This window comes from Flavobacterium sp. 140616W15 (genome assembly GCF_003668995.1).
Classification (GTDB): domain Bacteria; phylum Bacteroidota; class Bacteroidia; order Flavobacteriales; family Flavobacteriaceae; genus Flavobacterium.
Window position 1 is genome coordinate 2,846,053 of sequence record NZ_CP033068.1, and the last position, 24,066, is coordinate 2,870,118.

A 24,066-nucleotide genomic window follows, 5' to 3' on the forward strand; every position below is an offset into this window, starting at 1 on the left:
TCAAAATAGATAAAATAAAAATCCGTTTATTCCTTAGAGTAAACGGATTTTTATATTCTGGACGTTCCCTTCGGTCGGGTTTCCCGATAGCTATAGAGATGCCATATCTTTTTATTAGAAAAAAAAATAAAAAGGATAACGCAACTATCCCTAACACAACCATTGAGATAATATTTTTTTGACCTTATAAAACTTTAAAAAATCAACTTTCAACACAAAAATAGTGCGGATTTTCAAGACTTTATTAATAAGTTTATTTCCATTTCTGATTTACTCTTAATTCAAATAACATTTGATACAACTTTTTCAAACTATAGGTTCCTATTAAACCATAATCATTAATAGTTTTCACTTTACCACTATCGTATGTAATCTTCAGTATTGAACTTTGATTATCATCCTGAGCTTCATAATATTCATCATTCAAACTCATAAAGTTCATGTATTCTAATAATTCTAAAATTTGATTATAATTTTCTTCCTTTATTATACCTCTGAAAGTACCTTCTCTATTGTAAGATAACATTTTTTCCATATTCTCTTCATCAGTTCCAAAGTTAAAGCGTTCAGCAAAAAAAGTCGAATTCCTTTGACTATCAATCTCTAATGCAAAAACTGGACAAGTTCCATAACAGCCTGAAGTAGAAAATTCAATCTTCTCTATAGAATGTTTTACTGGCATTTCATTATAATCAATAAAACCATCATATTTGTAAATTAATGTATGTTGTTCAACATTATCTCCTTTCACACTCAAAATCCCCTTTTTCCTGTTATAAACTTCTAATAAAATTTGATTATTTTTCTCAATAATTTTAGGAATAAGACATCCTGAACTTATATTAACATTATAAATTCTCACTGAATCTTTGGGAAAACTCATCATAACTAAAGAACTGAAATTACAAGATATAGCTCTAGATTCTTCACAATTATAATCGTCTCCTATCATTAGAATATCTATTAAACCATTATTATCAAAATCTACTTTATAATAGTCTTTATTGATTTTTAAAGAATCTCCAATTCTTCTGCAGATTGAATCTTCTGCAGAATTTTCAGGAGTAAAATCATGTATTTTTTTTAGCTCAAACTTTTTAAATCTTTCACTATTTGCATGAACAGATTTTTCAATTTCTAATTTTGTTCTTAAGAAATCACTTTGGGGCAATTCCAGTCCTTTATTTTGAGAATAACAATTAACGACAAAAAAGTATATTATTATGAAAAGTGCTTTTTTCATTTATTTAAGTTTTCAAATAAGAATTCGTTAATTCGTGGCTAAAAACCCTTAATGCTCCCCATACCCAATATCGTCCATTTTACCACTGAACACTTTATATTGAATTACGAAATATACAATTACCAATGCCAAAGCGATAAAAAACCAACTCATCCCTACAGATAAACCATATTCATGAGCTGCTGCATTGTAAATCGTTAAAGAAGGATTGACATTATTTGTTGATGGCAATACATTCGGGAAAATTGAAACAGCAGTTGAAGCAAATCCTCCTACAAGAAACAGTGTTGAGAATACAAATCCAGAACCATCTTTTTTATAGGTGCGTACTTTAAACAATCCAATAATTCCAATAAAAGTAATCAAAGGAAATACCCATAAAATCGGCGTTTCAATAAAATTATGAAATGGTTTTGGCTCAATAAAATGCCAGATTTGCAAGGATATAAAAACCAAAATCAGCAATACGATATTAAGTTTAAAAACTACATTTTTAAGTTTTTCATTTAATGAAGAATTGGTTTTAAAGATAATCCAATTGGCTCCATGAATTGTAAGCGCAACTACACTCACAATTCCAAGAAATAGAGTAAACCAATCAATAATTCCTAATTCATTGGCTTGCGGACTAAAGGTAGGATTCCACAACGGCAAAAAGAAGAAATGAGCTTCCTGAGTAGAAACTCCATTTACAACCATACCTAGATTTACACCGCGAACAATGTTACCTAAAGCGATTCCAAAGAATAAAGCTAGTAATAAGCTCGCAATTCCGAATGCTTTATCCCAAACTACTTCCCACATGGGGTGATGAATTTGTCCTCGCATTTCGAGTCCAATTGCTCTAAAAATAAGCAACCATAAAATCATAATCAATGGCAAATAAAATCCACTGAATGAAGAAGCATATAATATCGGAAAAGCAAAAAACAAAACTCCTCCTGCAGCAATAATCCATACTTCGTTAGCATCCCAAAAAGGGCCAATTGCATTGGTTATTGCTTTTTTATCTTTTTCTGTTTTAGCAAAAAATAAATGAATAATTCCTGCTCCAAAATCATAACCATCTAATACAATGTACACGGCTAGAATTCCCATTAAAACTACGTACCAAAAAAATTCCATAATTATATTTTTTCTGTGTGAGGTCCTTTATTGATGATTTTTCCAACCAAAAGCAAAAACAACATGCCCAATAAAAGATATAATCCTATAAATCCTAACAATGTAAACAATGTATTCCCTGAGGAAACTGTTGGAGAGCCACCTTCGGCAGTACGCAATAAATTATAAACCAACCAAGGCTGACGCCCCAATTCGGCAGTGTACCATCCAGCTGTATTAGCGATATATGGAAATGGAAGCATAAAAAGCAGCGACCATAAAATCCATTTGGTTTCGAATAATTTTTTCCTGCAAAGCTGAAAAACAGCAAAAGCCATCAATCCAATAAATATTGTTCCCAATCCTACCATAATATGATAGGCATAATACAATCCAGAGATATTAGTTGGGTGAACACTTTCATCAAACTGATCTAATCCTTTAATTTCTTCATGCCAACTTCCGTAGGTTAAGAAACTCAAAATATTAGGTACAGCTATTTTATTATCTAATTTTTTATCTTTCACATCAGGTTGCCCTATAAGAACAATTTCAGATCCTTTTTTCTCAGTATGAAAAATTCCTTCCATAGCAGCAAAAGTTACAGGCTGGTATTTTACAACATTTTTCGCTAATAAATCACCCGTTGGAACAGCTACAATTACACAAGAGATCAATCCGAAAACAACACCCGTCTTTAAGAATAGCTTCCCATAATCAAGATTCTTTTTACTTAAAACATAAAAAGCTCCAATTCCAGAAACAACAAATGAACTCGTTACCATAGACGCAGCTTGATTATGCAAATAAGAAGGCCACAACCAAGGATTAAGGAATAAGGCTTTAAAATTGGTTAATACAAACCTTCCGTTTTCAAGAATTTCATATCCTACTGGATTTTGCATCCAGGAATGTGTCGCAATAATTAAATAGCCACTTGCCCACGAACCAATACATATAAGTAATCCCGTGACAAAATGCCATTTATGTCCGAGAAGTTTTTCTCCAAATAAAAATATCCCAAGAAATGATGATTCTAAGAAAAAGGAAAACATCCCTTCCATGGCAAGAGTCTGTCCAATAATTCCGCCTGTTAATTCCGAAAACTTAGCCCAATTGGTTCCGAACTGAAATTCCATTGGTATTCCCGTAACCACACCCATTGCAAAATTCAATGCAAAGATTCTCATCCAAAAATGAGTTGCGTGATTGTATTGTTCGTTTTTTGTTCGAAGGTATTTCCATTTAAAATATACAATGATTAATGAAAGTCCCATTGTAAGTTGCGGAAAGAGGTAGTGAAAAGTTATTGTAAATGCAAACTGCATTCGGTCATAAAAAAGCATTTCTTCCATACTAGCGTATATTATTTTATTATGAGGTCTCGCAAATTTACCTATTAAAACTAACATTTAATGTCATAAAAAAAACTTTATCACCTTGCCATTGTTAAAATTTTTAGCTACTTCAAAAATAACTAAACAGCTAATTATCTTAAAACGATGTAAGTAAACATAAGCTCAACTAATCAACATGAAACATAAATGAACTTACATCGCTTATGTGTTGAATTTTTCTTTTTTTTAGCTCAAAAAAAAATCTGTAACATTAGTCACTTATTTTCCAAAAAAACAAAGTTACCTTTGCTAAACATTATTTAAGATTACACTACAATGAAAATTGAACAAATTTATACTGGATGTTTAGCACAAGGAGCATACTACATTACCTGTAATGGAGAAGCTGCTATTATAGATCCGCTCAGAGAAATACAGCCCTACTTAGATCGTTTAAATCGTGATCAGGTAAAACTAAAATACATTTTTGAAACTCATTTCCATGCCGATTTTGTTTCTGGACATGTTGATTTAAGCAAAGAAACTGGTGCACCAATTATATATGGCCCAAATGCTGAATGTGGATATGATTGTGTTTCTGCAACTGACGGTCAAGAATTTAAACTGGGAAACATAACTATAAAAGCATTACATACTCCAGGGCATACTATGGAGAGTACTTCCTATTTGTTAATCGATGAAAGCGGAAAAGATTATGCTCTTTTTTCTGGAGATACTTTATTTATAGGAGATGTTGGTCGCCCTGATTTAGCTCAAAAAGCTGCTGGAATGACACAAGATCAATTAGCTGCCATATTATTTAATTCGTTACGAACAAAAATAATGACTTTGGCAGATGATGTTATTGTATATCCGGCTCATGGTGCAGGAAGTGCTTGTGGTAAAAATATGAGCAAAGAAACAGTATCGACTATTGGAAACCAAAAAGCAACCAATTATGCTTTACGTGCTAATATGACTGAAGCAGAATTTATTACTGAAGTAACTGATGGATTATTGCCTCCTCCTGCTTATTTTAGCATGAATGTGGCTATGAACAAAAGTGGCTACGAAAGTTTTGAATCTGTTTTGCACAATGGAATGAAAGCTATTAAAGTAGATGAATTTGAAGCTGTAGTTGAAGAAACAGGCGCTTTAATTTTGGACACCAGAAACAACAGCGATTTTAGCAAAGGATTTATCCCACAATCAGTGAATATTGGTATTAATGGAGATTTTGCCCCTTGGGTAGGTACTTTAATTGCTGATGTAAAACAACCTATTATACTAGTAACCGAAATAGGATTAGAAGAAGAAACTGTGACTCGATTAAGCCGCGTAGGTTTCGATTCAATTATCGGTCATCTTGAAGGTGGATTTAATGCATGGAAAAATGCAGGTTACGAAATTGATACTGTAAACAGAATTACTCCTGATCAATTTGCAAACGAATTCAAACCTGAAGAAAATAAAGTAATCGATATTCGTAAAGAAACAGAATACAGTGCCGAACATATAGACGATGCTTATAACAAACCATTGGCTTATATTAATGACTGGGTAAAAGACATCGATCCAAAAGAACATTTTTATTTGCATTGCGCTGGTGGGTACAGAAGTATGATTGCTGCATCGATATTACAAGCACGCGGATTTAGAAACTTCACTGAAATTGAAGGTGGTTTTAATGCTATCGCAAAAACTACAATTCCAAAATCTGATTTTGTATGCCAAAGTAAGATTTTAAAATAATTTGAAAACATAAATTTCACCATTAAGAAATTAAGTTTATTAAGCAAGTTATTCTTAATTTTTCTTTATTAAGTTGCTGTATCTTAATTCTCTTAATATCTTAATGGTTAGAAAAATTTTAATTTTAAATAAAAAAACACAAAGCGACAAAGGTTTTAGCCTTTGAACCTCTGAACCTTTGCCACTTTGAACCTAAATAAAAAAACAAAAAATGAATTTAATCGAAATCATAAAAGAACCATGGCCTTGGTACGTTTCAGGTCCGTTAATAGGATTGACAGTTCCTATTTTACTAATTTTTGGCAACAAAGCATTTGGTATTAGTTCGTCTTTACGCCATATATGTGCCATGTGTATTCCTGCAAACATTTCATTCTTTAAATACGATTGGAAAAAAGAAAGTTGGAATTTATTTTTTGTATTCGGAATATTCTTAGGCGGAGTCATTGCGACTGCTTTCTTATCAAATCCTAATGCAATCGAAATAAACTCAAAACTTACTACAGAATTAGCTACTTATGGTATTACCGATAATTCAGGATTAATGCCTGCACAGCTTTTTTCATGGGAAAGTTTATTAACATTACGTGGATTTATAATGATTGTAGTTGGTGGTTTTCTTGTAGGTTTCGGAACGCGTTATGCTGGCGGATGTACAAGCGGACATTCAATCATGGGAATTTCTAATTTACAATGGCCATCATTAGTAGCGACAATTTGCTTCATGATTGGCGGATTTGTTATGGCAAACCTGATTCTTCCTTACATACTTTCACTTTAAATTCTTAAAAATGAAAATTTCAAACTTAAAATATATGCTTGTCGGAATTGTATTCGGCATAGTATTCGTAAAAGCCGAAATCATTAGCTGGTATCGTATTCAGGAAATGTTCCGTTTACAATCTTTCTTTATGTATGGCGTAATCGGAAGCGCAGTAGCAGTAGGAATGCTATCCGTTTTTTTGATAAAAAAATTCAAAGTAAAAACTATTCAAGGAGAAGAAATCAAAATTGAACCTAAAACATTTAGTAAAGGTCAGATCTATGGTGGATTATTATTTGGATTTGGTTGGGCTATTACAGGAGCTTGCCCTGGTCCCCTATTTGCACAAATAGGAACTGGAGTTACTGTAGTTGCAGTAACATTAGTAAGTGCGATATTCGGAACTTGGGTTTATGGTTATTTTAAAGATAACTTGCCTCATTAAAAGTAACAAATACTATTTCTCTACAATTACTATAAACCCGACAGATTTTAAAACCTGTCGGGTTTCTTTTTATATTCTTTCTTAAAATCTTTGACAAAGCTTAATCTATGAGTTAAAGAACTTTGATAAAACTCAGGTTTAAAGTTAGTCTGCCCATTTTGTCATTTCGAAGAATGAGAAATCTCCACGAGTAGCTCGACAATTTAAGAAAAAAAACTATGTGTCAGTTTCTTTCGGAGATTTCTCATTCTTCGAAATGACAATGATTTTAGTGATTTAATGTAATCCTTTGCGCTTTTTGCGGTAAATTCTTTTGCCAAACTCCAAAGATTCACACAACCTGAACCTACAATTAAACTTCAATTAATCAATAGCTTAAGCACAAATTATAAATTAAATTTTCTTAATTTTAACCTTAATTTCCAACCACAGAAAACTTCCTTAAATAATATTAACGAAAATTTAACGATACATTTGTATATACAAATATAAAACATGCCTACATTTGTATATACAAATTATACACTGACGACTATGACAATTGAAGATGTAATAAAAAGTACCGTTAAGATGGATAATCCAAAAAGAGTTATTCTGAATATCATGTACACACAAAATGTACTTCAAGACAAATTTAATGAGGTATTAAAACCTTATGATTTATCAGGAGAACAATATAATGTGTTGCGTATATTAAGAGGCCAAAAGGGGAATCCAGCTAATATGTGTGTCATACAAGATCGTATGCTTGCAAAAACAAGTAATACAACTCGATTGGTTGATAAATTATTGCTGAAGGATTTTGTTACCAGAAATGTATGTCCAAATAACAGAAGAAAAATAGAAGTATCAATTACAGAAAAAGGATTAGGCGTTTTAACTGAATTGGACCCAAAAGTAATTGAGCATGAAAATGTTTTTTCTGAAAATTTGACTACAGAAGAATTAGAATTATTAAATGACTTATTAGAAAAATTTAGAAATCAAAAAAATTAATACAAACAAATAAAATGAATACTTTCCTAGAAAATCAAAATTGGAGATACGCAACCAAAAAATTTGATGCGACCAAAAAAATATCTGCTGAAGATCTAAATACATTAAAAGAAGCAATACGCTTAAGTTCATCTTCATACGGATTACAACCTTATAAAGTGATTTTTGTTGAATCACCAGAATTAAGAGCAAAATTACAACCAGTAGCCTGGGGACAATCTCAAATTGTAGAAGCTTCTCATTTGGTAGTTTTTGCAAATGACACTAATATTGGTGATACAGCGATTGATGGCTTTATCAAAAATATTAGCGAAACAAGAGGAATTCCAGCTGAATCATTATCTGGATATAGCGATTTTATGAAATCTAAAATCACAACTCTTTCTCCAGATGCAAAAAACATTTGGACATCTAAACAAACTTATTTAGCATTAGGAAATTTACTAAACGCTGCTGCAGAATTAAAAATTGACGTTACGCCAATGGAAGGTTTTGATCCAGCTGCATTTAATGAAATCCTTGGTCTAGATGCCTTACATTTAAATGCTGCAGTAATTGCTACTGTAGGATACAGACATGATGACGATGCAACTCAACATCATAAAAAAGTAAGAAAATCTCAAGAAGAATTATTTATCACACTATAATTATTAATCCAAATTTATTAAAATCAAACAAAATGAAAAATTTAAAAACAATTGCTTTAGCCCTAGTGGTAGCTTTATCATCAGTTTCAATCAACGCTCAAACTAAAAAAGTTGACGTTAAATCAAGTACGGTTAAATGGGTAGGTAAAAAAGTAACTGGAGAACACTCTGGAACTGTAAACCTAAAAGATGGTGCATTAGTATTTAAAGGTAAAAAATTAGCTGGTGGAACTTTCACTGTAGATATGACATCTATCAACGCTACTGACCTTACTGGTGAATACCAAGGAAAATTAAACGGTCACTTAAAAGCTGATGATTTCTTCGGAACTGAAAAATTCCCAACTGCAAAATTAGTTTTCAAAACTATCGGAGCAAAAGCAACTGATGTATATACTGTAACTGCAGATTTAACTATCAAAGGAATTACTAAACCTGTAACTTTTGATATTACTGTAAAAGGTAACACTGCTACAACTGCATTTAAAGTTGATAGAACTAAATATGATATCAAATATAACTCAGGAAACTTCTTTGAAAACTTAGGAGACAAAACTATCAATGATGATTTTGAATTAACTGTATCTTTAAAGTTCTAATATCACAGACTTACTAATTCAGAAAATCCCATCTGTCATATGACAGATGGGATTTTTTTATGCTTTTAATTTAACCCCAAAAAAAAACGTTCCATATACAAATAAGATAACGTTCATAAAGTTAAAATAACACTTTCATAATATCTTATCATTCTTTGATTAACAAACCTCATCTAATTTTGGCTCAATAAAAAAAGTTTTTGTTTTTAAATAGAAAGCTTTTATCCAAAAAAATCAAATTTTGCTAAAGACAGTACTATGAAAAAAAAATTACACCTTGTAATTATTTGTTTAATAAGTAGCATAATAGTCAATGCACAGCAACAAAAAGGTATTGTTGGTGCATCAAACTGGATGAATAAATGGACCAATTTTAAACCTGCTTCAACAGAATACGATGAAGCGACAAACATTCTCGCTGGAACTATTGATAAGGATACTAAATTATACAAACGAAATACCTACCAATTAGTTGGTGTCGTTTATGTAACAAACAATGCCGTTTTAACAATAGAACCAGGAACTGTAATTAGAGGAGATGATAAAACTTGCGGTACTCTAGTAATAACAAATGGCTCTAAGATAATAGCCGAAGGTTTAGAAACAGATCCAATCATCTTTACATCTAATAAGAATGTTGCTGAAAGAAAGCCGGGTGATTGGGGCGGAATAATCCTTCTTGGAAAAGCTCCCATAAATAAAATGGGTGGAGTAAGTTTTCTGGACTTTAATCTAGACCCTATTGTCAATCATTACGGAGGACAAGATGCAGAGGATAACTCAGGTATTTTAAAATACGTTAGAATAGAATATTCTGGTAGAAAATTAAATGCTCTGAAAGAAATTAACGGATTATCATTGGCGGGAGTTGGTCGTAAAACCAAACTTGAACACATACAAATAAGCTATTCAAACGATGATTCATTTGAAGCCTACGGTGGCGATGTCATTATGAACAACTTAATTTCATATCGAGCCACCGATGATGATTTTGACTTTACACAAGGAGTACAATGCACAATCAATAATAGTATAGCTATTCGTCACCCTTACTCTTCTGATATTTCAGGCTCAAGATGCTTTGAAATTGATTCTTACGACAAAATTGAGAATAGCGACCCAAGCAAAAAACTAACAAAAATAACCGCTAGTAACATTACATTAATAAATCTTGAAGAAAGCAATCAAGGACTAGTTCGAGAAGCGGCACATATAGGAGAAAATAGTTATTTTGCATTAAATAATAGTGTAATTTCAGACTTTACACCATTTATGATTCTTCAAAATAAAATTGGAGATGGGCTGGTAAATCTTGAAAAAATTAAACTTAACGGATTAATAATTAATAACTGTCAAGGTGCCATTTTAAGTGAAAATTCAAACTTTGATTTAGGTATTAAAAATTGGTATCAGAACCCTGATTTTGGTTTAGAATATACATCTATAAGAAATGTCGCATTATTTACAGAACCAAATATTAAAGCAAATCCAGATTTTAGAATGAACGTAAATAATACTTTAGCTAGTGGTAATTAAGCCTTTAAAACCCTTCATTTAAATTTAATTTAACAAAAAACTCAAAAAAGCAGTTATTTTTTTTAAAATAATATATACGAATACTCAAATTACATTTATATATTTGTACCAACAAAAAAAGTTTATGAAAACAATTACAAATAATACTTGGTGGTGGAACAATTTACGTCAGACGTCGTGAACGAAGCTTCCTATAGTATTATTCGAACTATAAATATAAAAGGCTTGTCATCACGACAAGCCTTTTTTTTTGGACTAAACTTTTTTAAAAAACAATATTCTAAAACTTAAAAAACAACACATTGAAACCTTTTATACTCAACACACACTACAAACAAATCCTTGCTGACACAGTAACACCTGTGAGCATTTATTTCAAAATTAGAGACAAATTCCCTAATAGCTTGCTTTTAGAAAGTAGCGATTATCACGGAAATGATAATAGTTTCTCATATATCTGCTGTAATCCTATTGCAAGCATTAAAATCGAGAACGAAACTATTTCTAAAATGTATCCTGATGGAACTTCAGAAAAAACAGTTGTTGATAGCTCTACAAACATCCCAGAGATTATTCAGGAATTTTCAGGGCAATTCAAATCAGAGAAAAACGATTTTAAATTCATCAACAACGGATTATTCGGATACATTTCATACGATGCAGTTCGTTATTTTGAAAAAGTAGCAATTGCCAAGAAAGATAATAGTATTTCTATTCCAGATGTGTATTATGCAGTTTATCAAAACATCATTGCTATAAATCACTTCAAAAATGAAGCATACATTTTTTGCCATAGCGTGGATGGAAGAAACAATATTTCGGAAATAGAGCAATTACTACAATCAAGAAATATAGCTTCATATCAATTCACTAAAGAAGGCGAAGGATTCTCTAATTTAACTGATGAAGAATTTAAACATAATGTTGCTTTAGCAAAAAAACATTGTTTCCGTGGCGATGTATTCCAATTGGTTTTATCACGCCGATTTACACAAGGATTTAAAGGAGATGAATTTAATGTGTACAGAGCATTAAGAAGCATCAACCCTTCACCCTATTTATTCTTTTTTGATTATGGAGACTTCAAGATATTCGGTTCTTCTCCTGAAGCTCAAATCATTGTAAAAGATCGTAAAGCTGAAATTCATCCTATTGCTGGAACTTTTAAAAGAACAGGAAACGATGAACAAGATGCAATTCTAGCGAAACAATTATCGGAAGATAAAAAAGAAAATAGCGAACACGTTATGTTAGTCGATTTAGCAAGAAATGACTTAAGCCGTAACGGACATGATGTAAACGTAGAGAAATATCGTGAAGTTCAGTTTTTCTCCCATGTGATTCACTTAGTATCAAAAGTTACTGGTCATTTACACGAAAAAGCAACTACAATGCAAGTTGTTGCCGATACATTCCCTGCTGGAACTCTAAGCGGAGCTCCAAAACACAGAGCTATGCAGCTTATAGAAGAATACGAAAAAACCAATCGTAATTTTTATGGTGGTGCAATTGGTGTTATGGATTTTGAAGGCAACTTTAACCACGCCATTATGATTCGAACTTTCCTGAGCAAAAACCACCAATTACATTGCCAGGCTGGAGCCGGAATTGTAGCAAGTTCAGACGAAGAAAGCGAAATGCAAGAAGTGTACAATAAATTAAGAGCATTAAATACTGCCTTAGAAATGGCAGAGAAAATTTAATATTCAGTCACTATTTACAAACTTGAAAGGAAACAAAATATTTAATAAACCTAAAAACTAAACTCAAAAAACCTAAAAACTATGAAAAACACTATCGCATTATTATTGGTTATGACATTTTTAAGCTCTTGTAATGATAAAAATAAGCAAGAATCTACAACTGCTAAAAAGGATATCGAAGGAACCTGGCGACTTATATCAGCTGAGACAACCGAAAAAGATTCTACTTTTTCAACATTCGATCCAAAAACCAAAATGATCAAAATTATAAATGACTCCCACTTTGCATTCTTCAACCATGATTTAAATAATGGTAAAAAAGAGGGCGCTCTTTTCTTCGGAGGTGGAGGAAAATATACTTTAAAAGATAGTACATACACAGAGAATTTAGAATATTTCAACAATAGAGATTGGGAAAACAGCAAATTTGAGTTTACTGTAAAAATTAAAAATGATACCTTAATTCAAAAAGGAATTGAGAAACTTGAAAAACTTGGAATAGACAGAATAATTGTCGAAAAATACGTTCGAGAAAAATAAACAAAAAATTAGTTTCAAGTTTTCTTTGTTTCAGGTTTCAAGTTGTTGGAACATGAAACTTGAAACCTGAAACTTGAAACAAAAAAAGACAAAATGAAAAAATATTAGTAATAGATAACTACGATAGCTTCACTTATAACCTTGTACATTATCTAGAAGATTTAGATTGTGAAGTAACCGTATACAGAAATGATGAGTTTGATATTGATGAAATTGCAAGTTTCGACAAAATATTACTTTCACCAGGGCCAGGAATTCCAGACGAAGCTGGTTTGCTAAAAGCTGTTATTCAAAAATATGCTCCTACCAAAAGTATTCTTGGAGTTTGTTTAGGACAACAAGCTATAGGAGAAGTTTTTGGAGGAACATTATCAAATCTTGATAAAGTATATCATGGTGTAGCTACCAATGTAAAAACAGTGGTCGATGATGAAATTTTGTTCGAAGGATTAGGTAAAGAATTTGAAGTAGGTCGTTATCATTCATGGGTTGTAGATGCAAGTTTACCCGATGTTCTTGAAGCTACATCTTACGACGAAAACGGACAAGTAATGTCATTAAGACACAGAACCTATGATGTACGCGGAGTTCAATTTCATCCTGAAAGTGTATTAACTCCAAACGGAAAAAAAATGTTAGAGAATTGGGTTAAAAAATAGTTTTCAATTTTCAGTAGCAGTTAACAATAACAGTTGAAACTTGAAACAAAAAAACATTTCAAACCTTAGCAACTTAAAAAAAATGAGTATTAGAATTTTAGAAACCAAAGAAATTAAAATTGAAGATATAATTATATTGTACAAAGCAAATGAATGGAGTTCAGCTGAAAAACCAGATTTATTATATAAAGGTCTTTTAAATTCTGAAACTTTAATTACTGCTTGGGATGATACAAAACTGGTTGGGCTGGGAAATGCAATTTCCGATGGTTATTTAACTGTTTATTATCCCCATTTGTTAATACTTCCAGAATATCAGGGAAAAGGAATCGGTAAAATGATTTGTGAAAAAATGCAAGAAAGATATCGAGATTTTCATATGCAAATGTTAACCGCTGATGGAAAATCAATAGATTTTTATAAAAAAAATGGATTTGAAAGAGCAGGAAAAACAGAACCAATGTGGATTTATCAAGGAGATGAACATTAAAAAATAGTTTCACGTTTTCTTTATTTCAAGTTGTTGGAACCTAAAAAATCCTTCGACTTCACTCAAAATGATAATTATTTTCACTGACAAGCTGAGCGAAGTTGAAGCCACACAAAGAGAAAACTTTTAACCTGAGATAAAAAACAAAAAACTTAGAACCTTAAAAAGAATGAAAAATATATTAAACAAATTAATCAATCATGAAATCCTTACTAAAGAGGAGGCAAAAAATGTATTGATTAATATATCAAATGGGGATTATAACCCAAGTCAGATATCGGCATTCCTTACCATATTTATGATGCGAAGTATCAGCATCGATGAGTTAGCAGGTTTCCGTGAAGCCTTACTAGATTTATGCATCCGCATCGATTTATCAGCTTATAATACTATCGATTTATGCGGAACTGGCGGTGACGGAAAAGATACTTTCAATATTTCGACTCTAGCATCATTCATTGCTGCTGGAGCTGGAATAAAAGTTGCTAAACACGGTAATTACGGCGTTTCGTCTATTTCAGGTTCTAGCAACGTAATGGAAAAAATGGGAATCAAATTTACTAATGATGCCGATTTCATAGAAAAATGTATCGATAAAGCTGGAATTTGTGTACTACACGCGCCATTATTTCACCCTGCGATGAAAAACGTAGGAACAATAAGAAAAGAATTGGCGGTAAAAACGTTCTTTAATATGTTGGGCCCAATGGTAAACCCATCATTTCCTAAGAACCAATTAGTGGGAGTCTTCAATCTGGAACTGGCAAGAATGTATGCCTATTTATATCAAAATACAGATGTAAATTTTACAATCCTACATTCGCTTGACGGTTATGACGAGGTTTCTTTAACTGGTCCAACAAAAATTATTACCAGTACAATGGAAGGTATATTGAATCCAAGTGATTTCGGCGTTCGCCTTTTAGCACAAAGCGAAATCGAAGGTGGAAAAACAATCGAAGAATCTGCTGATATGTTTATCAATATCCTTTCAGGAAAAGGAACCGAAGCTCAGAACAATGTAGTTTGCGCCAATGCGGCAATGGCAATTGCAACGGTTACAAAGTGTACTCCGCAAGAAGGTTTCGAACTGGCAAAAGAAAGCTTGTCTTCTGGAAAAGGATTAGTAGCTTTGAATAAATTAAAAAATTTAAAGATTTAAAGATTTAAAGATTGTAAGACGGGATAAAATCATTGAAATTTAAAACTATTAAAAGAATCAAACCCTACAGAATTTTACAGTTTTAAAATAAAAATAAAATCATGACAAAATCTTTCGAAGAATTCGAAGTTTATAAAAAGGGAATTCAATTAGCAAAATTAATTTTTCAATTATTAAACAATAAACCGTTTGAAAAAGAATTTGGTTTCAAAGACCAAATAAAGCGAGCCGTAATTTCTATTACAAACAACATTGCTGAAGGTTCTGAGTATAACAATAACAAACAATTAATTCGGTATTTAAAAATTTCAAAAGGAAGTTGTGCTGAAGTTAGAAGTATGTTAATATTATCTCGAGAGCTTGGATTTTGTAATCAAGTAGAAATCCAAGAAAGCTATCAAATAAGTATAGAAATATCTCAAAACTTATCAAATTTCATAAAGTATCTAAGTACTAAAATTAAAGATTAATTCGAAAACACACAGAATTTTTCAATCATTAAATCTTTCAATTTTTAAATATAAAATAAAATGAACATCCTCGATAAAATAATAGTTGACAAAAAAAGAGAGGTCATTCTCAAGAAATCAATAATTCCAGTTTCACAACTAGAAGCCTCTGTTTTCTTCGATAGAAAAACTATTTCTTTAAGTCAAAAACTAAAAGCAAGTTCTACAGGAATCATTGCTGAACACAAACGTCGTTCTCCATCAAAATCGATTATAAACCAAAGCTTTACTGTTGAAGAAGTGGTAAAAGGGTATGAAAACGCAGGTGCTTGCGGAATTTCTGTTTTAACAGATGGAAAATATTTTGGAGGTTCACTTGATGATTTACTATTAGCAAGAGCATCTGTAAATATTCCGTTATTGCGAAAAGAATTTATTGTTGATGAATACCAGATATTAGAAGCTAAAGCTTTTGGAGCTGATTTAATTTTGCTTATTGCTGCTGTTCTAACAAGAGAAGAAATCAAGTCATTATCTGAATTTGCAAAAAGTTTAGGATTAGAAGTTTTACTAGAAGTTCATAATCAGGAAGAATTAGAAAAATCGATAATGCCAACACTAGATATGATAGGAGTTAATAATCGAAACCTAAAAACATTCGAAGTTAGCTTGGATTTCAGCAAACAACTGGCAGCACAAATTCCTGATAATTTTGTAAAAGTTTCCGAAAGCGGAATCTCATCTATCGAAGCTATTAACGAATTAAAACCATACGGTTACAAAGGATTCCTAATTGGTGAAAATTTCATGAAAACAGATAACGCAGGACAAGCAGCAACTGAATTTATTAAGAAGCTATAGGTAGTAAGCAATAGACATAAAAACGCATACAAATTTAGCCCAAAACTTTGCGAACTTAGCGTTTTAATGACATAGAATATAAAAACTCTTTGCGCCCTTTGCGGTAAAAAACACAACAAAATGAAACTCAAAATCTGCGGTATGAAATATCCCGAAAATATAACTGAAGTAGGTTCGCTCCTACCTGATTATATGGGATTTATATTCTGGGAAAAATCGGCTCGGTATTTTGACGGAATCATTCCCGATTTACCAAAGTCAATCAAGAAAGTTGGGGTTTTTGTAAATCAAAGTCAGGAAGAGATTCTAAGCAAAATTTCAAAATACGATTTGCAAGCCATACAATTACACGGTCATGAATCGGTTGAGTTTTGTCAGGAACTAAAAAATAAAATTGATCTTAAAATCGAACTTATCAAAGTATTTTCTGCCGATGAAAATTTTGATTTCGAAGTAGTAAAATCATACGAATCAGTTTGTGATTATTTTCTTTTTGATACCAAAGGAAAATTACCTGGCGGCAACGGAACCACTTTCGATTGGAGAATATTAAACCAATACAATTCTACAAAACCATTCTTCCTTAGTGGCGGAATCGGGCTTGAAGAAATAGAAACAATAAAAGAAATTTCGAAAACCAATTTACCTATTTATGCCATTGATGTAAACAGTAAATTTGAAATCGAAGCAGGATTAAAAGATAAAAACATATTATATAGTTTCAAGCAAAACCTTGCAACTTTAAACATTTAAACTTTAAACAAATGAGTTTTCACGTCAACGAAAAAGGCTATTATGGAGAATTTGGAGGAGCCTACATTCCAGAAATGTTATATCCAAACGTAGAAGAACTACGCCAAAACTATCTAAAAATTACTGCTGACCCAAGCTTCCAAGCTGAGTTCGATGCACTATTAAGAGATTATGTAGGCCGCCCTACTCCATTATATTTTGCCGAAAGACTTTCGAAAAAATACAATACTAAAATTTATTTAAAGAGAGAAGATTTATGCCATACTGGTGCGCATAAAGTAAACAATACAATCGGGCAAATTTTACTTGCAAAACGCCTTGGTAAAAACCGAATTATTGCCGAAACTGGTGCAGGTCAACACGGTGTTGCTACTGCTACTGTTTGTGCTTTAATGGGATTGCAATGCATCGTGTATATGGGTGAAATCGATATTAAGCGTCAAGCACCAAATGTGGCTCGTATGAAAATGTTAGGTGCAGAAGTTCGTCCGGCACTTTCGGGTTCTAAAACCTTAAAAGATGCTACAAACGAAGCCATCCGTGATTGGATTAATAATCCTGTCGATACCTATTATATCATCGGTTCTGTGGTTGGTCCACATCCTTATCCTGATATGGTAGCCCGTTTTCAGAGTGTAATTTCTGCCGAAATAAAAACACAATTATTAGAAAAAGAAGGCCGTGAAAACCCAGATCACGTTATCGCTTGTGTAGGTGGAGGAAGTAATGCTGCTGGAGCTTTTTACCATTTCTTAGACGAAAAAGACGTAAATATTATTGCTGTCGAAGCTGCTGGTTTAGGAGTTGACTCTGGCGAAAGCGCTGCAACCTCGGCTTTAGGAAAAATCGGAATCATTCACGGAAGTAAAACATTATTAATGCAAACTCCCGACGGACAAATTACCGAACCTTATTCTATCTCGGCAGGTTTAGATTACCCAGGAGTTGGACCAATGCATGCCCACTTATTCGCAACTGGCAGAGCTGAATTTATTTCGATTACCGATGATGAAGCCATGCAATTTGGTTTGCAATTATCCAAAACCGAAGGTATTATTCCAGCAATCGAAAGTGCACATGCCTTTGCCGTTCTGGAACAAAAGAAATTTGGTCCCGACGAAATTGTAGTTATCAATTTATCAGGTCGTGGTGATAAAGATTTAAATACATATATCGATTATTTTAAATTATAGTTAGGGCGTTACTGTCAAAAAAACGGTCGGGCTTCCCGATAACTATCGGAACGCTATATCTTTTTAAAGCTAAAAAAAGCATAAAAAAGGATGTCGCTTTTATACCCTAACGCAAACTCACATAATCAATAAGAAATCGCCCAGAAAAACAACAAAAAATTATTAAAATGATATTAGCTGCAGCTCAGACTAAACCAAAACGAGGAAATATCGATTCTAATTTATTAGATCATTATCGCCTTATAGAATTGGCAGTGACAAAAAATGCCGATTTAATCGTATTTCCAGAACTATCGATTACAGGTTATGAAAGAGAAAATGCAATTGAACTTACTTTCTCAGAAAATGATTCACGTCTAAATCATTTAAAAAAATTAGCTGTCGAAAATAAAATTGTAATTGTTGCTGGAGCACCTATAAAAATTAAAGACCAGTTATTTATTGGAGAATTTATTATTTCGCCCGATGATTCGGTTTCTATTTATACCAAACAATTTCTTCATGAAGGCGAAGATGTATACTATCAATCGTCATTTGATTATAATCCAACAATCGAATTAGAGAATAAAAAAATCTCTTTTGCTATTTGTGCCGATATTGATAATCCGTTACATCCAAAAAAGGCAAGCGAAAATAAAACTGCAATTTATATTGCTAGCATTTTCTTTAGTCCAAACGGAATCCCTGGAGCTTACAAAGCGTTGCAAAATTATGCTAGCACCTATGATATGAATGTGCTTATGTCTAATTTTAGTGGAGAATCATGGGGAAGTCCATCTGGTGGAAAAAGTGCTTTTTGGAATAACAAAGGAGAATTAATTGCTCAAATGAACGATTCAGATTCAGGATTGTTATTGGTTCAAAATCATAATGACATTTGGACTAGTGAAATTGTAATAGATTAAAAAAAATAATGCCACAGATTAAAATGATTTTCACAGATTAAAGAAAAGTGAAATAAATTTACTGCAGAAATCAAAGATGAAGCTTTTATCCCGATAGCTATCGAGAGTGGCAGAGAAAATTAATAATATACCTAATCGGTTTTTGAAACCTGTTAGGATAAAAAATAAAAAGATGAACAGAATAAATCAAAAACTACAAGAAGATAAAAAGATACTATCTATCTATTTTTCTGCAGGATATCCTAATCTTAATGACACTGTACAAATCATTCAGGATTTAGAAAAAAGCGGAATCGATATGATCGAAATCGGATTACCGTTTAGCGATCCTTTGGCTGATGGGCCAACAATTCAGGCAAGTTCTACTCAGGCATTACATAACGGTATGACAACTCAGGTTTTATTTGACCAACTGGAAAATATTCGCGAAAGCGTAAAAATTCCATTGATAATAATGGGCTATTTTAATCCTATATTACAATACGGAGTTGAAGAGTTTTGCAAAAAATGTGCTGCAATTGGTATCGACGGATTAATCATCCCTGACCTTCCTGTAGATGTTTATGCAGAACAATACAAAACTACCTTCGAAAAATACGGAATTATAAATGTATTCCTGATCACACCACAAACTTCTGATGAGCGCATTAAGTTTATTGATAGTGTTTCAAACGGTTTTATATACATGGTAAGTTCAGCTAGCGTTACTGGTTCTCAATCTGGTTTTGGTAATACCGAAGAAAGTTATTTTGAAAGAATTGCAAACATGAATCTTAAAAGCCCACAGGTAATTGGATTTGGAATTTCGAATAAAGAAACGTTCAATCAGGCTACTAAATTTGCAAAAGGAGCAATCATTGGAAGCGCTTTTATAAAGCACTTATCTGAAAAGGGAACACAACATATTGACGATTTTGTGAAAGCAATTAAATAATCCCATTTTTTAACCTAATGTAAAATGGATTTAGCCTCACATTATACTAATTTGTTCACAGAATCCTGTGAGAAGATATCAAATGACAATTATGTTATAGATACACAAATAGATAATTTGAACGATAACCGTTTAGGAATTACATTATTAATTCGACCTACAGAAGAGATTAAAAATAGCATTCAACTTTTTTTAAATGAATTAAAAAAAGTTGATGCTTCTCAATATTATTACCCCAATTCGGATATTCACATTACAGTAATGTCTATTATATCTTGTTATGAAGGATTTGATATAACCAACATCACGTTACAAGATTATATTGCTGTAATAAATAAATGCATTACTGGTTTAAACAAATCAGTAATTAAGTTACAAGGAATTACTGCCTCACCTTCGGCAATTATGATTCAAGGATTTCCAAGCGATACAAGTATAAACGACTTACGTGACAATCTTCGCACTGCGTTTAAACAAACTACACTCGAACAAAGTATCGATCAACGCTATTCGTTATTCACAACCCATTTAACCGTTTTACGGTTCAAAAACCCTATAAATAACAAGGATTTATTTCTAAAATTATTACACAAATACCGTGATTATAACTTCGGAAAATTTGAAATAAAAAAATTAGAATTAGTCCACAATGATTGGTACCAAAGAGTCAATCTCGTTAAACATTTATTTGACTTCAATATCAAATAATTCCTTAAACCCAAAATTAACTACATCGTTATAATCGATTCAAATCATTAAAAATCAGAATATTATAACAAAACGAACATTCACTTACAAAGCATTATTTTAGTTAATATTATGTTAAATAAAAACTAAACAGCTGTTTAAATTAAACACTTGTTTAATTTTGTACCCGATTAGAAACTCACTCATGTCACACATCGAATTAAACGAGAAAAAGATTCAAATTCTCCAGGTTGCAGAAAAGCTTTTTTCTGACAAAGGATTTGAAGGAACTTCGATACGAAATATTGCCAAAGAAGCAAAAATCAACATTGCTATGGTATCGTATTATTTTGGTTCCAAAGAACGATTACTCGAATCGTTAATTATATACAGAACATCGGATCTTAAATTGCAATTAGAAAATTTACTGCAAGAAAATTTAGAACCTATCGATAAAGTAAATAAGTTAATCGAACTTTATATCAATAAGATTAACTGCAACGGAGGAATTTTCAGAATTATGCATTTTGAATTGACATCTAAAAAAAGAGAAAAAACTTTAAATCACTTTACAGAATTAAAGAAAGGAAATCTCAAATCATTAGAAAGTATTATCAATGAAGGTCAGGAGAAAGGTGTTTTCCGAAAAGACGTCATTATCCCTTTAATAACCCCTACTATTCTCGGAACTTTTTTTCATTTCCACATGAACAAAATCTTCTTTCAGAAAGTATTGAATTTAAGTACTGAAGCTTTATATACAGATTACATAAAAACACATTTAACAAAACACATTCAACAAACTATAAAAGCCTTACTTGTTTATGAAAATTAATCCAATTATGCTCTTTGGGGTTTTCCTAATCGGAATATCCTCATTAGAAGCTCAAGAAAAAACGAGTCTTACCCTAGATGATGCCGTAAAAATGGCATGGGAGAAGAGTGACGAAGTCACGTTGGCTAACACAAAAGTCAACACTAAAAAGTACGAACTTAGATCTACTAAAAACAATCAATATCCAGATTTAAAAGCTTCTGGACAATTTCAGAGATTGGCTGGTGCAGATGTAAATCTAAAAATGAATCAAGAAAGTGGTTCTGGGTCAGCTCCAAATGTTGATCAGTTAATGTTGGGACAACTTAGTGCAAGCTTACCAATATTTGCAGGTTTTAAAATTCAAAATAGCATTAAGCTATCTGAAAATTTATACCAAGCCGAACTTGCAACTTCACTAAAAACTAAAGAAGACATTGCATTAAGAGTTGTAAATAATTATTCTAATTTATACAAAACTCAAAAAACAATTGAACTTTTAAATGAAAATCAAAAACAAGCGAAACAGCGTGTAACAGATTTTATTGAATTAGAGAAAAACGGAATAATCCCGAGAAATGATTTATTAAAATCTCAATTATTAGTTTCAAAAATACAACTCTCAATAGACGAAGCTAATAAGAATTTAAACATTCTGAATTATCATTTAATAACATTACTTAAATTAGATTCTTCAACTAAAATAACTGTCGGGGAAAATGATTTTATTAATTATAAAACAGATAATATCCCTTCAAATGAGCAGCCTGCTTTAGAAAACCGTAAAGATTTAGAAGCATTGCGTTATCAGGAAAAAGCTAGTGAATCTAGTATAAAAATGGCAAAAAGTGCTTACTACCCTACTGTTTCTTTATTAGGTGGCTATGCCGCTGTTGATGTTAGAAATATTCTTACGGTGCAAAATGCAATGAATTTTGGAGTTGGCGTTTCATACGATCTTAGCGGAATATTAAAAAAAGGAGCTGACATAAAACATGCTCAAAGCAAAGCAGATGAAGTAAAAAGCTCAGAAGAAATTTTAACTAATTACATTAAAGTCGAAGTACAACAAGCAATAGAGAACTATAACTTAGCTTTAAAACAAAGTTCGGTTTACGACTTAGCGTTAGAACAAGCATCAGAAAATTATAGAATCTTAAAAGATAAATTCGACAACGGCCTTGCTGATACCAATGATTTACTTGAGGCAGATGTAGAACAACTTAGTGCTAAAGTAAACACAGCTACGTCTAAAGCCGATATAATTCAAAGATATTACGAAATGCTTTCAGCAACAGGACAATTATCACAATCATTCAATCTTACAAAAATATAATCGATAGCCCACATGGAAAAGAAAAAAACAAATACCAAATTTACAATTATACTAGTTATTTTGGTTCTGGTTGGAGGATCTTACGGAATCTACAAATACATGCACTCTCTTGCTCACGAACAAACAGATGATGCACAAATAGAGAAAAAAATGAACCCAATTATTCCAAGAGTATCAGGATATGTAAGTAAGGTTTATGTAAAAGATAATGACTTTGTAAAAAAAGGAGATACTTTATTTACAATAGATAAAAGAGATTATCAATTAAAAATTGACGAAGCAAATGCAGCCTTATTAGGTGCAGAAGGTTCGTATGAAGCCGCAAAAGCAGACATCGGAAGTGCTCTTGCAAATATCTCAGTTTCGGATGCAAATGTAAGATCTGCAAGTGGAAACATCGAAAGTGCAAAAATTAGATTAGTACAGATAACAAATGATTACAATCGTTACAACAACTTGTACAAAAGCCATACAATTACAAAACAACAATACGAGAAAGCATTAACAGCAAAAGAAGAAGCTGAAAGCCAAGTACGTGTTTTGCAACAACAAGAAAAAGCAAGTTCATATCAAAAATCGGTTATTCAGGCAAAATCTAAAGCTACAGACAAACAAACAGAAGTAGCTGCTGCAAATATCAAAAAAGCAAAAACATTACTAGATGTTGCTAATTTAAATTTATCTTATACTGTAATCACTGCAGCAATTGATGGTCAGGTTTCTAAAGTTGACATTCAACCAGGACAATTGGTACAACCAGGGCAATCTTTATTTTATATCATCAATAACTCAGAAGCTTGGGTGGTTGCTAACTTTAAAGAAACGCAACTTGACAAAATGGTTATTGGTCAAAAGGTAACTCTTAAAGTAGATGCATATCCTAATTATGATTTTCAAGGAACTATTACTTCTTTTTCACCAGCAACAGGAGCACGTTTTTCATTACTTCCTCCTGATAATGCAACTGGAAACTTTGTAAAAACAATTCAACGATTACCTGTAAAAATCAACTTGGACGCAAGTAATGATGTTGAAAAAATAAAATTATTGAGACCAGGAATGAACGTGGATGTAGATGTACATTTAAAATAGAAATTACACTTATTAGGAAATTATTTTCCTGTAACAAGAATTATACATTCATTCATTTTTGAAAAG

General features: G+C 32.0%; 25 protein-coding genes. 22 read left to right on the forward strand and 3 right to left on the reverse strand.

Annotation, left to right across the window (positions count from 1 at the left end; all coding sequences use genetic code 11):
• Positions 1-253: 253 nt before the first annotated feature.
• Genes EAG11_RS12155 through EAG11_RS12165 form a run of 3 tightly spaced genes read right to left on the reverse strand, consistent with a single transcriptional unit; the run spans position 254 to position 3,702 of the window.
• Positions 254-1,243 carry a DUF6438 domain-containing protein gene (locus EAG11_RS12155; protein ID WP_129539414.1) on the reverse strand — a complete coding sequence of 330 codons (990 nt, stop codon included), beginning with the start codon at positions 1,241-1,243 and terminating at the stop codon, positions 254-256.
• A gap of 48 nt (positions 1,244-1,291) precedes the next feature.
• Positions 1,292-2,368 (reverse strand): cytochrome d ubiquinol oxidase subunit II, encoded by a 1,077-nt coding sequence (gene cydB, locus EAG11_RS12160; protein WP_129539415.1) that lies wholly within the window; start codon positions 2,366-2,368, stop codon positions 1,292-1,294.
• A 2-nt stretch (positions 2,369-2,370) separates the two neighbouring features.
• Positions 2,371-3,702 carry a cytochrome ubiquinol oxidase subunit I gene (locus EAG11_RS12165; protein WP_129541094.1) on the reverse strand — a complete coding sequence of 444 codons (1,332 nt, stop codon included), beginning with the start codon at positions 3,700-3,702 and terminating at the stop codon, positions 2,371-2,373.
• A 318-nt stretch (positions 3,703-4,020) separates the two neighbouring features.
• Here EAG11_RS12165 and EAG11_RS12170 point away from each other — a divergent pair, with 318 nt between their 5' ends.
• The 22 genes from EAG11_RS12170 (at position 4,021) to EAG11_RS12275 (ending at position 24,000) form a co-directional block, all read left to right on the forward strand.
• Positions 4,021-5,436, forward strand: a complete 1,416-nt coding sequence (locus EAG11_RS12170; protein ID WP_129539416.1) for a rhodanese-like domain-containing protein — start codon at positions 4,021-4,023, stop codon at positions 5,434-5,436.
• 211 nt (positions 5,437-5,647) lie between these two features.
• Positions 5,648-6,217: a YeeE/YedE family protein gene (locus tag EAG11_RS12175; RefSeq protein ID WP_129539417.1), complete on the forward strand. Its 570-nt coding sequence runs from the start codon at positions 5,648-5,650 to the stop codon at positions 6,215-6,217.
• Between the two features lie 10 nt (positions 6,218-6,227).
• Positions 6,228-6,644, forward strand: a complete 417-nt coding sequence (locus EAG11_RS12180; RefSeq protein WP_129539418.1) for a DUF6691 family protein — start codon at positions 6,228-6,230, stop codon at positions 6,642-6,644.
• Between the two features lie 534 nt (positions 6,645-7,178).
• The gene (locus EAG11_RS12185; RefSeq protein ID WP_129541095.1) at positions 7,179-7,640 is read left to right on the forward strand and encodes a MarR family winged helix-turn-helix transcriptional regulator; all 462 of its coding nucleotides are present in this window, start codon (positions 7,179-7,181) and stop codon (positions 7,638-7,640) included.
• Between the two features lie 14 nt (positions 7,641-7,654).
• Positions 7,655-8,287: an NAD(P)H-dependent oxidoreductase gene (locus tag EAG11_RS12190; RefSeq protein WP_129539419.1), complete on the forward strand. Its 633-nt coding sequence runs from the start codon at positions 7,655-7,657 to the stop codon at positions 8,285-8,287.
• Positions 8,288-8,319: 32 nt separating this feature from the next.
• On the forward strand, positions 8,320-8,886 hold the full coding sequence (locus EAG11_RS12195) for a YceI family protein (RefSeq protein WP_129539420.1): 567 nt from the start codon (positions 8,320-8,322) through the stop codon (positions 8,884-8,886).
• 258 nt (positions 8,887-9,144) lie between these two features.
• The gene (locus tag EAG11_RS12200; protein ID WP_129539421.1) at positions 9,145-10,422 is read left to right on the forward strand and encodes a hypothetical protein; all 1,278 of its coding nucleotides are present in this window, start codon (positions 9,145-9,147) and stop codon (positions 10,420-10,422) included.
• A 302-nt stretch (positions 10,423-10,724) separates the two neighbouring features.
• Positions 10,725-12,125, forward strand: a complete 1,401-nt coding sequence (locus EAG11_RS12205; RefSeq protein ID WP_129539422.1) for an anthranilate synthase component I family protein — start codon at positions 10,725-10,727, stop codon at positions 12,123-12,125.
• An 81-nt stretch (positions 12,126-12,206) separates the two neighbouring features.
• Entirely contained in the window at positions 12,207-12,665 is a 459-nt protein-coding gene (locus tag EAG11_RS12210) for a hypothetical protein (RefSeq protein ID WP_129539423.1), read from the forward strand.
• A gap of 101 nt (positions 12,666-12,766) precedes the next feature.
• The gene (locus tag EAG11_RS12215) at positions 12,767-13,324 is read left to right on the forward strand and encodes an aminodeoxychorismate/anthranilate synthase component II (RefSeq protein WP_129539424.1); all 558 of its coding nucleotides are present in this window, start codon (positions 12,767-12,769) and stop codon (positions 13,322-13,324) included.
• A gap of 82 nt (positions 13,325-13,406) precedes the next feature.
• Positions 13,407-13,814, forward strand: a complete 408-nt coding sequence (locus EAG11_RS12220) for a GNAT family N-acetyltransferase (RefSeq protein ID WP_129539425.1) — start codon at positions 13,407-13,409, stop codon at positions 13,812-13,814.
• A gap of 169 nt (positions 13,815-13,983) precedes the next feature.
• Positions 13,984-14,976 (forward strand): anthranilate phosphoribosyltransferase, encoded by a 993-nt coding sequence (gene trpD, locus EAG11_RS12225; RefSeq protein WP_129539426.1) that lies wholly within the window; start codon positions 13,984-13,986, stop codon positions 14,974-14,976.
• A 101-nt stretch (positions 14,977-15,077) separates the two neighbouring features.
• A complete protein-coding gene (locus EAG11_RS12230) occupies positions 15,078-15,446 on the forward strand; it encodes a four helix bundle protein (protein WP_129539427.1) in 369 nt (122 codons plus the stop codon).
• Positions 15,447-15,506: 60 nt separating this feature from the next.
• A complete protein-coding gene (gene trpC, locus EAG11_RS12235) occupies positions 15,507-16,286 on the forward strand; it encodes an indole-3-glycerol phosphate synthase TrpC (protein WP_129539428.1) in 780 nt (259 codons plus the stop codon).
• A gap of 120 nt (positions 16,287-16,406) precedes the next feature.
• Positions 16,407-17,039 carry a phosphoribosylanthranilate isomerase gene (locus EAG11_RS12240; RefSeq protein WP_129539429.1) on the forward strand — a complete coding sequence of 211 codons (633 nt, stop codon included), beginning with the start codon at positions 16,407-16,409 and terminating at the stop codon, positions 17,037-17,039.
• 11 nt (positions 17,040-17,050) lie between these two features.
• Positions 17,051-18,232 carry a tryptophan synthase subunit beta gene (trpB, locus tag EAG11_RS12245; protein WP_129539430.1) on the forward strand — a complete coding sequence of 394 codons (1,182 nt, stop codon included), beginning with the start codon at positions 17,051-17,053 and terminating at the stop codon, positions 18,230-18,232.
• A gap of 167 nt (positions 18,233-18,399) precedes the next feature.
• Positions 18,400-19,137 (forward strand): carbon-nitrogen hydrolase family protein, encoded by a 738-nt coding sequence (locus EAG11_RS12250; protein WP_129539431.1) that lies wholly within the window; start codon positions 18,400-18,402, stop codon positions 19,135-19,137.
• A 172-nt stretch (positions 19,138-19,309) separates the two neighbouring features.
• The gene (gene trpA / locus EAG11_RS12255) at positions 19,310-20,071 is read left to right on the forward strand and encodes a tryptophan synthase subunit alpha (protein ID WP_129539432.1); all 762 of its coding nucleotides are present in this window, start codon (positions 19,310-19,312) and stop codon (positions 20,069-20,071) included.
• Positions 20,072-20,095: 24 nt separating this feature from the next.
• A complete protein-coding gene (locus tag EAG11_RS12260) occupies positions 20,096-20,779 on the forward strand; it encodes a 2'-5' RNA ligase family protein (RefSeq protein WP_129539433.1) in 684 nt (227 codons plus the stop codon).
• A gap of 184 nt (positions 20,780-20,963) precedes the next feature.
• The gene (locus EAG11_RS12265; RefSeq protein ID WP_129539434.1) at positions 20,964-21,593 is read left to right on the forward strand and encodes a TetR/AcrR family transcriptional regulator; all 630 of its coding nucleotides are present in this window, start codon (positions 20,964-20,966) and stop codon (positions 21,591-21,593) included.
• On the forward strand, positions 21,583-22,908 hold the full coding sequence (locus EAG11_RS12270; RefSeq protein WP_129539435.1) for a TolC family protein: 1,326 nt from the start codon (positions 21,583-21,585) through the stop codon (positions 22,906-22,908). The genes EAG11_RS12265 and EAG11_RS12270 overlap by 11 nt, the downstream gene beginning before the upstream one ends.
• A 12-nt stretch (positions 22,909-22,920) precedes the next feature.
• Positions 22,921-24,000: an HlyD family secretion protein gene (locus tag EAG11_RS12275; protein WP_129539436.1), complete on the forward strand. Its 1,080-nt coding sequence runs from the start codon at positions 22,921-22,923 to the stop codon at positions 23,998-24,000.
• The last annotated feature ends 66 nt before the right edge of the window (positions 24,001-24,066 follow it).

What these genes read in the sequence shown, in the direction of transcription:
- EAG11_RS12265 (WP_129539434.1), top strand. Translation starts at nt 20,964, where the DNA reads ATGTCACACATCGAATTAAACGAGAAAAAGATTCAAATTCTCCAGGTT.
- trpB (WP_129539430.1), top strand. Translation starts at nt 17,051, where the DNA reads ATGAGTTTTCACGTCAACGAAAAAGGCTATTATGGAGAATTTGGAGGA.
- EAG11_RS12175 (WP_129539417.1), top strand. Translation starts at nt 5,648, where the DNA reads ATGAATTTAATCGAAATCATAAAAGAACCATGGCCTTGGTACGTTTCA.
- trpA (WP_129539432.1), top strand. Translation starts at nt 19,310, where the DNA reads ATGAACAGAATAAATCAAAAACTACAAGAAGATAAAAAGATACTATCT.
- EAG11_RS12260 (WP_129539433.1), top strand. Translation starts at nt 20,096, where the DNA reads ATGGATTTAGCCTCACATTATACTAATTTGTTCACAGAATCCTGTGAG.
- cydB (WP_129539415.1), bottom strand. Translation starts at nt 2,368, where the DNA reads ATGGAATTTTTTTGGTACGTAGTTTTAATGGGAATTCTAGCCGTGTAC.
- EAG11_RS12210 (WP_129539423.1), top strand. Translation starts at nt 12,207, where the DNA reads ATGAAAAACACTATCGCATTATTATTGGTTATGACATTTTTAAGCTCT.
- EAG11_RS12180 (WP_129539418.1), top strand. Translation starts at nt 6,228, where the DNA reads ATGAAAATTTCAAACTTAAAATATATGCTTGTCGGAATTGTATTCGGC.
- trpD (WP_129539426.1), top strand. Translation starts at nt 13,984, where the DNA reads ATGAAAAATATATTAAACAAATTAATCAATCATGAAATCCTTACTAAA.
- EAG11_RS12155 (WP_129539414.1), bottom strand. Translation starts at nt 1,243, where the DNA reads ATGAAAAAAGCACTTTTCATAATAATATACTTTTTTGTCGTTAATTGT.
- EAG11_RS12220 (WP_129539425.1), top strand. Translation starts at nt 13,407, where the DNA reads ATGAGTATTAGAATTTTAGAAACCAAAGAAATTAAAATTGAAGATATA.
- EAG11_RS12230 (WP_129539427.1), top strand. Translation starts at nt 15,078, where the DNA reads ATGACAAAATCTTTCGAAGAATTCGAAGTTTATAAAAAGGGAATTCAA.
- EAG11_RS12270 (WP_129539435.1), top strand. Translation starts at nt 21,583, where the DNA reads ATGAAAATTAATCCAATTATGCTCTTTGGGGTTTTCCTAATCGGAATA.
- EAG11_RS12165 (WP_129541094.1), bottom strand. Translation starts at nt 3,702, where the DNA reads ATGGAAGAAATGCTTTTTTATGACCGAATGCAGTTTGCATTTACAATA.
- EAG11_RS12170 (WP_129539416.1), top strand. Translation starts at nt 4,021, where the DNA reads ATGAAAATTGAACAAATTTATACTGGATGTTTAGCACAAGGAGCATAC.
- EAG11_RS12190 (WP_129539419.1), top strand. Translation starts at nt 7,655, where the DNA reads ATGAATACTTTCCTAGAAAATCAAAATTGGAGATACGCAACCAAAAAA.
- EAG11_RS12195 (WP_129539420.1), top strand. Translation starts at nt 8,320, where the DNA reads ATGAAAAATTTAAAAACAATTGCTTTAGCCCTAGTGGTAGCTTTATCA.
- trpC (WP_129539428.1), top strand. Translation starts at nt 15,507, where the DNA reads ATGAACATCCTCGATAAAATAATAGTTGACAAAAAAAGAGAGGTCATT.
- EAG11_RS12275 (WP_129539436.1), top strand. Translation starts at nt 22,921, where the DNA reads ATGGAAAAGAAAAAAACAAATACCAAATTTACAATTATACTAGTTATT.
- EAG11_RS12185 (WP_129541095.1), top strand. Translation starts at nt 7,179, where the DNA reads ATGACAATTGAAGATGTAATAAAAAGTACCGTTAAGATGGATAATCCA.
- EAG11_RS12200 (WP_129539421.1), top strand. Translation starts at nt 9,145, where the DNA reads ATGAAAAAAAAATTACACCTTGTAATTATTTGTTTAATAAGTAGCATA.
- EAG11_RS12240 (WP_129539429.1), top strand. Translation starts at nt 16,407, where the DNA reads ATGAAACTCAAAATCTGCGGTATGAAATATCCCGAAAATATAACTGAA.
- EAG11_RS12250 (WP_129539431.1), top strand. Translation starts at nt 18,400, where the DNA reads ATGATATTAGCTGCAGCTCAGACTAAACCAAAACGAGGAAATATCGAT.